We start from the raw sequence: 6,094 nt of genomic DNA, 5'->3' as shown, positions 1-6,094 counted from the left end.
AGGCCGAGAGCCACACCCTGCGCGAGTGCGCTGCCGCCTACGACCGCCCGATCACCACCCCGCCGCAGCGCGAGGAACAGCCCGGCGGACTGATCGCGGCGGTCCGCCAGTAGAACGCCTCGCTGGTCCCCAGATGATCGGTTCCAAGGAGCCCGGTGAGGAGAGCCAGGGTCATGCTCACAGCCCCGCTCGGTCCTGACAGCCGGGACAGTACGGCCAGGCCCACGTGATCTGGGCCCACAAGCGCAGAGAGCGGCTTCGGCCCGACACTCAGATATCTGTCCGAGTGTCGGGCCGAACCGCGTACGGCGGTGCTGAACCCCTGCCGGCGATGACCTGACGTGTCATGAGACTTCTCGAAGTCTGGAGAACGACGGCGACCGCGGGATCCTGTGGCGGTGCGAGACCGTCCGGGGCGAGGCGATGAAGATCCCCGCCGGCAACCGTCCGTGGCTTCCCCCTCCATGAGCGGCCCCCGCCACGCTGCCCCGTGTGTTCGAGGCCAGTCCCAAAAGCGCATCCGTAGGGACAGATAACGAAGAGGGGTCTGCTTCCGGGGCAGGTGGCCGGATTGTTGCGGCAGCATGGAGGCAGAGTTTCCGAGCCCGGACCCCGTCGGGGAACTCGTCTCCGTAACAGGGTTCAGCCGTGCAGCGCCCGCCAACCGTGACGTTGAGAGATCAGCCCATGTACGAAGCCGCCCGTGCCGATGTTGAGCAGTCCGAGGGCCTGTTGGTCATCACCTTGTACGGGGATCTGGACGATGGTGATGTCCTTGAGGAGGCTTCGGCCTGCTGTAGTGAGCCGACCAAGGCTACGACCATCGTCGACGTCCGCAACGTCTCCCATTGCCCTACTCGATTGCTCGGCTGGTTCCTTCAGCTGAAACGTCACGCTGCGGCCCGCGGGCACACCTTCGTCGTCCGTGGCCCGCTGCAGCCTCCGCTCACCCGGTTGTTCGCGGTCACCGGCACGGCAGAACACTTCGGCCTCACCCCCGACAGCACTGACGTCGATCAGGCCCTTTGACCGGCTCCCCCCGGGTCCGGTCGTCCGGTGTGCGGGCAAGGGCGATGGTGCGGTGTTGTTCCTGGAGCCGGTCGGTCTCCTTGACCATGAGCCCGGACGCGGCCAGGGCCGTCACCTGCCCTTTGCGCAGGGTCGGAAATGCCGCCCGCATCGCAGTCGTCGACGAGAGCGACGGCAACATTCGTGATCTTGTCCAGGGTGGTGTCCACGGAGTCCCGGGCCAGAAAGCCGCGCGCCATCGACGCCATGTGCACCGCGAAGTCACGCCAGTCCATCAGCCCTCATCCCCTCACATACGGCCAGGTGGGCCAGCCTGTCGCGTGCGCATATGCCAGAAAACACTTTATGGGTGTGGGCGCGTTCCGACCGGGCACCCAGCAGCCGTACGGTCTGTCCATTCCCCCGCGGCGGCCGTGCACACTCGGTGGGCGGCGGCCCAGGTGCGCGGGACGATGACCCGACCGCCGCCCCCCGGGGAGCTACGCGGGCCGGGCCGCGCTCGACGGGACGTAAAGGCCCGCTTGGACGACCACCGCGTACCGCTGCGCTCTCACGCCGTCGCGCATTCGACGGCAGGGTCGTTCATGGTGGAGGTACAGCCAACGCCAACTCAGCGCAGGAGTGAGGTTCCGTGCCGATCAGTCGTCCGGCAGCCCGCCCGACCGGCCGCCATGCCGCGCTGGAGGGACGCGTGGCGGTGATCACGGGCGCCGCGCGCGGCGTCGGCGCAGCCCTGGCCCGGCAGCTCGCCGACGCGGGAATGCGCGTCGCTCTCATCGGCCGCGAGGGGGAGACGCTCCGCGAAGTCGCCTCCCGCCTCCCGCAACCCGGCCTGTGCCTGGAAACTGACGTGACCGACCGCGAAGCACTCGCCCGCGCCGCCCACCACGTCGAGCAGGAGCTCGGCCCGGCCAGCGTGGTGGTCGCGAACGCAGGCATCGCCGTCGGAGGACCGTTCGACCGCACGCCTGCCGAACTGTGGGACCGGGTCATCCACGTCAACCTCGTCGGATCCGCGAACACCGCACGCGCCTTCCTGCCCCAGCTGGTCCAGCGCCGCGGCTACTTCCTGCAGATCGCCTCCACCGCTGCGTTCGGATCCGCACCCATGATGAGCGCCTACTGCGCATCGAAGGCCGGCGCCGAGTCCTTCGCCCAAGCCCTACGCGGCGAGACCCGCCCTGACGGTGTCGCCGTCGGCATCGCCTATCTGCACTGGACCGGCACCGGCATGGTCACCGACATCGATGAGCACCCCGTCCTGCAGGCACTGCGCAACAACCAGCCCCGCTTCGCCCGCAAAGTCCACACGACCGACCAGGTCGCCACCTGGCTCGCCCGCGGCATCGCCTCGCGCACCGCCCACATCTACGCACCACCATGGCTACGCTGGTGCCAGCCGCTGCGCCCCCTGTTCCCCGCACTCGTCGCCTGCGTGACCCGCCGTGAACTCGCTGCGCACGACCGCAACGAGTACGGCGATGTGGTCGACGTGCTCGGCCCTGGCGGACACGCCGACTGGGACGTCTACCGCGGAGTCACGCAGCAGCCGAGATAGAACGGTCGTCGCACACCGGCGTGGAGGACATGCACCCAGTAACGCTGAAAGAGACCAGTGATCCGACGGCGTCTGGCCGGGCCGTGAGAGTCGCTGCAGGCGGAGCGTCAGGACCTTTAGCCGTCTTCTTGGCCGCGGTCTTCTTCTTGGCGCTCGGCAGGCCGTGAACCTTGGCAGGTACCCGTTACCGTGATGCTCCTTTGCCTGCGCGACGGACCATTCCAGCCCACGACTTTCTGGGCCGGTTCAAGGACTTGCGCTGAGAGTTGTGATCGAGCTGCACTTCAGGGGAGAGGACGCTCGGCACCACTGACAGATCAGCCGTGTGACCTGGACGGCCTTCAGAGTGGCCGGAGGGGGGGCACGGAGGAGAGGCAGGTTCGGGGGGCATGAGGCCTGGCTTCTTTGTCATGCTGAGTGAGGCTGGCGAAGTAGTCATGCCGCCTGCGGCCTGAGCCTCCAGGCGGAGCTCCCGTCCCGCGCCCGACGGCCGCCGCCACGCCACTGCCAGCGGCGGCCTTCCTGCCCGCATCCGGTGGAGGACCCACCCGGTCCTGTTCACTGCTCGGCTTCGACCCGCTCGGCCCGCGCCGTTCACAAGAGCCGCTGTCCTGGGTGGCTTGCTTGTGCACCCACAGCACGCAGCAGCGCCCATGCGGTGGCCTGATTTGCGCTGATGACGGGTTTCCCGAGTCGTTCTTCCAGATGGGGAAGAGCATCGTAGGTGGGCAGAGCGGTGCAGCTGATGAACAGAGCATCCGCTTCCCAGTGATCTCCGCCGACCACGGTTTCGATCACCCGCTGCTCGTCCACGGTGTAGACATCTTCGACCGCATCAAGGCTCAGTGACGAGAGCGCGACAACGTCGAAGCCGGAGGCCTCGAGGTACGTGGCCAGCAGACGATCGACCGGCTCCTGGTAGGGGTGCACAACGGCGAGCCGGCGGGCACCGACGGCACGGAGGGCGGCAGTGACCGCACCGCTGGTCGTCAGCGCCTGCCGCGCACCGTGTTTCGTCATCTTGTCCCGCAACGCCCGCTCACCGGCCACACCGTTGACGAAGCTGCACGCGGTACACAGATAGGCCACGGCCTCTGCTCCGCAATCAACCAGCTCCCGGACCGGCTCTGCCAGCAGATTCGGCCTGCCGAGGCGGGAGACCAGCTCCAGATTGTCCCGGTAGCAAACCTCTTCGGTGAAAGTCAGCGAGCATGTCACACCCGGCGGGATCCAGCGGCGCAGCTCCGCCTCACGCGCGAAGTCGTAGGAGGCGACCACCCCGACATGCCGCCGCATCGTAGGACGGAGGTTTCGTGGACCCATACCACCGAGGCTAACGAGCCGTTTCACACACCGCGCTGCCCGAGCCCGCAGCTTGTTCGTGGCATACGCGTGACGCCACGCGATCCGGGTAACCACGGGCGGATGGCTGCCCTTCTAGCACTGGTCTCGGCCGCTTGCTACGGCGTTGTCGACTTCGCCGGCGGCCTGTTGTCCCGCCGTACCCCCTTCACGGCCGTCACCCTGCTCGGCCAACTGGGCGGCTTGCTGCTTGCCGTGATCGTCGCTGTCCTCGTCCCCGCCTCCTGCGTCCACCCCGCGGACCTGGGCTGGGGAGCCTTGTCCGGAGTCGGCAGCGCCGCGGCCATGCTGTGCCTGAACCATGGGCTCAGCCGAGGCGCGATGACCGTGGTGGTGCCTGTGAGCGCCGTGACCTCCGTGGTCCTCTCCGTGCTCACCGGAGTTATTTTTCTTGGGGACCGGCCGACGCTCCTGGCCTGGACAGGTATTGCCGCCACGGGGCCTGCCCTGTGGCTCGTCTCGGGTGGACACGCCATCGGCCGGCGGGGGCGGCAGCGGCAGAACGCCGAAGGCACGGCGGACGGGCTGTTGGCGAGCGCGGGCGTTGCCGTGCAGTATCTGGCGCTGGCCCAAGCGGGAGCCGCCAGCGGCCTGTGGCCGGTGGCCGCAGGCCGGCTCGCCGCCGTTGTGGTCCTCGTGCCGACCGCCGTACGCCATCTGCGCGTGCCGCCTCTGCGCGCGGCTCAGGCGCTGCTCATCGGAGCCGGTGCGGCACTGGGCCTGAGCCTGTACCTGCTGGCCACCCGGCAGCAGATGCTCTCCATCGCCGTCGTCCTCGCCTCCCTGTACCCGGCGCTGCCGGTGATCCTGGGGCTGACCCTGCTGCACGAGCGAGTCGATCGGCGCCAAGTGGCCGGACTGGTGGGCACGGCAGCGGCCTCCGTGCTGCTCGCCATCGGCTGAGCAGCCGTTCCACGCTGTGCACGCCGACTGCACATCGGAGCGGAGTGGGGTGGCAATCAATGCTTTCGTGAATCCACCTGCAGTGCTCTGACCCGCACCACGAGAAGGCGCGCTGCCTGCCTCGTCGTCAGCCGCGATTCCGCCGCTGCCGGAGCTTCCAGACGACCCACCCCCCCAGCGATCGCCAAGAAATGTGGCCCAGTCGGGCGGAGAGCTGACGTACGGAGGGCTGGAGCCCTCTATGCAACCCGCGAATGCTGCGAGCGTGCCGTCGGCGCGCGGGAGGGGCCCCGGTCGCCGGGCGAGGCACTCCGTCCCGCTTCCGATGCAGGAGACTCCCGCAGCGCCCGGGAGCGGCCTGGCTGTGGTGCGACCGCCCAGGGCATCGAACGCAGCCGCCGAAAGGACCCCCATGAGTAATCGCGCAGCAGTCTTCGATGTGGACGAAACTCTGGTGGACACCAACCATCTGCACGCCGTGTGCTGGTGGGAAGCATTGCGAACAGGCCGGCCACCGCGTGGCCATGACGGCAATCCACGGTGCCATCGGTCTCGACTCCGCCGACCTGCTGGAGCACCTGCTGGGCGAGGAGCGGGACAAGACCCAACACTCGGCCATCAGCGCCGGCCACACGGCCCTCTAAGGGCGCCTGATACGAGCGTCTGGCCCCCTTCGACGGAGCCCGTGACCTGCTGCGGCGCCTGCACACAGACGGCTGGGTGGTCGTGCTGGCCACGTCGGCAAGTGGTCCGGAACTGTCGGCGCTCCGAGCGGCGCTCGACGCGGACGAGGTGATCGCCGACACCGCGAGCGCCGATGACGTGAACGAGGGTCAGTCGGCCCCCGATCCCGTACTGCACGCGCTCGAACTGGTCGGAGCTCGGCCTGAAGACAGCGTTCTCGTCGGCGCCTCGGTCTGGAACATGCGAGCGGCGCGCCGTGGGACGTCGTCCCCGTCGCCGTTTTGAGCGGGGGGTACCTACCGGGCCGCCCTCCAGGGAGCGGGAGCCGCAGAGGTGTACGAGGACACGGCCGACCTGCTGAAAGACATCGGGCGAACCACCTTCACATGCTCCTGACCGAGGTCGACTCCCTCGAGTACAGCAGGCAAAAGCGACTCCCGGCTGCCTCGCTCGACGCGCCCCACACCTACAGGCCGCAGAGATGGCGCCACGTCTACCTCTATCGAACGGGCCGGTCAGCGGGGTGGCGTGACCTGATGGGCGAGTTTTGCCGTCGGC

General features: G+C 68.5%; 4 protein-coding genes and 2 pseudogenes. 5 read left to right on the top strand and 1 reads right to left on the bottom strand.

Features of this window, described 5'->3' with window-relative positions; all coding sequences use genetic code 11:
• The 3 genes and pseudogenes from ABZ930_RS38430 to ABZ930_RS38420 form a co-directional block, all read left to right on the top strand.
• Positions 1-113 (top strand): annotated as a pseudogene (locus ABZ930_RS38430) (SAM-dependent methyltransferase); the annotation flags it as partial.
• A gap of 574 nt (positions 114-687) precedes the next feature.
• Positions 688-1,029, top strand: a complete 342-nt coding sequence (locus ABZ930_RS38425) for an STAS domain-containing protein (protein ID WP_361559148.1) — start codon at positions 688-690, stop codon at positions 1,027-1,029.
• A gap of 631 nt (positions 1,030-1,660) precedes the next feature.
• A complete protein-coding gene (locus ABZ930_RS38420; protein ID WP_361559145.1) occupies positions 1,661-2,587 on the top strand; it encodes an SDR family oxidoreductase in 927 nt (308 codons plus the stop codon).
• Positions 2,588-3,181: 594 nt separating this feature from the next.
• On the opposite strand, the gene ABZ930_RS38415 is transcribed toward ABZ930_RS38420, so the two are convergent.
• Entirely contained in the window at positions 3,182-3,883 is a 702-nt protein-coding gene (locus ABZ930_RS38415; protein ID WP_361559142.1) for an Asp/Glu racemase, read from the bottom strand.
• A gap of 129 nt (positions 3,884-4,012) precedes the next feature.
• Between ABZ930_RS38415 and ABZ930_RS38410 the strand changes: the two genes are divergently transcribed.
• Both ABZ930_RS38410 and ABZ930_RS38405 read left to right on the top strand, forming a co-directional pair.
• Positions 4,013-4,852, top strand: a complete 840-nt coding sequence (locus tag ABZ930_RS38410; RefSeq protein ID WP_361559139.1) for an EamA family transporter — start codon at positions 4,013-4,015, stop codon at positions 4,850-4,852.
• 412 nt (positions 4,853-5,264) lie between these two features.
• Positions 5,265-5,932: pseudogene (locus tag ABZ930_RS38405) on the top strand (HAD family hydrolase).
• Positions 5,933-6,094: the final 162 nt, after the last annotated feature.

Source organism: Streptomyces sp. NPDC046716 (assembly GCF_040645755.1).
Classification (GTDB): Bacteria; Actinomycetota; Actinomycetes; order Streptomycetales; family Streptomycetaceae; genus Streptomyces.
This window is presented reverse-complemented; position numbering and strand designations above follow the sequence as displayed.

What these genes read in the sequence shown, in the direction of transcription:
- ABZ930_RS38425 (WP_361559148.1), top strand. Translation starts at nt 688, where the DNA reads ATGTACGAAGCCGCCCGTGCCGATGTTGAGCAGTCCGAGGGCCTGTTG.
- ABZ930_RS38415 (WP_361559142.1), bottom strand. Translation starts at nt 3,883, where the DNA reads ATGCGGCGGCATGTCGGGGTGGTCGCCTCCTACGACTTCGCGCGTGAG.
- ABZ930_RS38410 (WP_361559139.1), top strand. Translation starts at nt 4,013, where the DNA reads ATGGCTGCCCTTCTAGCACTGGTCTCGGCCGCTTGCTACGGCGTTGTC.